The sequence below is a fragment of the Alteromonas sp. 1_MG-2023 genome, assembly GCF_030547075.1.
Lineage (GTDB): Bacteria > Pseudomonadota > Gammaproteobacteria > Enterobacterales > Alteromonadaceae > Alteromonas.
The window spans coordinates 1-1699 of sequence record NZ_JAUOQH010000040.1 but is presented as its reverse complement, the minus strand read 5'-3'; the positions used below and the strand labels follow the sequence as shown (position 1 = coordinate 1699).

The 1699-nt window shown below is 51.0% G+C and carries 1 rRNA gene; it reads right to left on the bottom strand.

Annotated features, from left to right (window positions below):
• Window positions 1-19 precede the first annotated feature (19 nt).
• Window positions 20-1699, bottom strand: a 23S ribosomal RNA gene (locus Q4561_RS19720); the annotation flags it as partial.

Genomic DNA, 1699 nt, shown 5'->3' with positions numbered 1-1699 from the left:
AAAGCCTCTTGGGCGTTGTATGGTTAAGCCTCTCGGGCAATTAGTACAGGTTAGCTTAACGCCTTACAACGCTTCCACATCCTGCCTATCAACGTCATCGTCTATAACAACCCTTCCGGACTTTAAAAGTCAGGGATGACTCATCTTTGGGCCGGCTTCCCGCTTAGATGCTTTCAGCGGTTATCCGTTCCGAACGTAGCTACCGGGCAATGCCATTGGCATGACAACCCGAACACCAGCGGTTCGTCCACTCCGGTCCTCTCGTACTAGGAGCAGCTCCCATCAATCATCCAACGCCCACACCAGATAGGGACCGAACTGTCTCACGACGTTCTAAACCCAGCTCGCGTACCACTTTAAATGGCGAACAGCCATACCCTTGGGACCGACTTCAGCCCCAGGATGTGATGAGCCGACATCGAGGTGCCAAACACCGCCGTCGATATGAACTCTTGGGCGGTATCAGCCTGTTATCCCCGGAGTACCTTTTATCCGTTGAGCGATGGCCCTTCCATACAGAACCACCGGATCACTATGACCTACTTTCGTACCTGCTCGACGTGTCTGTCTCGCAGTTAAGCTAGCTTATGCCATTGCACTAACCTCACGATGTCCGACCGTGATTAGCTAACCTTCGTGCTCCTCCGTTACTATTTGGGAGGAGACCGCCCCAGTCAAACTACCCACCAGACACTGTCCATAATCCCGATAAGGGACCAATGTTAGAACATCAAACATACAAGGGTGGTATTTCAAGGACGGCTCCACACAATCTAGCGACTGTGCTTCGAAGCCTCCCACCTATCCTACACATGTAGGTTCAATGTTCAGTGCCAAGCTGTAGTAAAGGTTCACGGGGTCTTTCCGTCTAGGTGCGGGTACACAGCATCTTCACTGCGATTTCAATTTCACTGAGTCTCGGGTGGAGACAGCGTGGCCATGGTTACACCATTCGTGCAGGTCGGAACTTACCCGACAAGGAATTTCGCTACCTTAGGACCGTTATAGTTACGGCCGCCGTTTACCGGGGCTTCGATCAAGAGCTTCTCCGAAGATAACCCCATCAATTAACCTTCCGGCACCGGGCAGGTGTCACACCCTATACGTCCTCTTGCGAGTTAGCAGAGTGCTGTGTTTTTAATAAACAGTCCCAGCCACCTGGTCACTGCGGCCCTCATTCGCTCAAGGAGCAAGTCCTATCACAAACAAGGGCGTACCTTCTCCCGAAGTTACGGTACAATTTTGCCGAGTTCCTTCACCCGAGTTCTCTCAAGCGCCTTAGTATTCTCTACCTGACCACCTGTGTCGGTTTGGGGTACGGTTCATATAATCATAAGTTTAGAAGCTTTTCCTGGAAGCAGGGCATCAACAACTTCACCACCGTAGTGGCTCGTCTCGTGTCTCAGCTTTAAGAACCCGGATTTACCTAAGTTCTCGGCCTACACACTTTCACTTGGACTACCAACGCCAAGCTTGTTTAGCCTTCTCCGTCCCTCCATCACTGATTATATAAGTACGGAAATATTAATCCGTTTCCCATCGACTACGCATTTCTGCCTCGCCTTAGGGGCCGACTTACCCTGCCCTGATTAGCATGGGACAGGAAACCTTGGTCTTCCGGCGTGGGAGTTTTTCACTCCCATTATCGTTACTCATGTCAGCATTCGCACTTGTGATATGTCCAGCAGACTTCTCAATC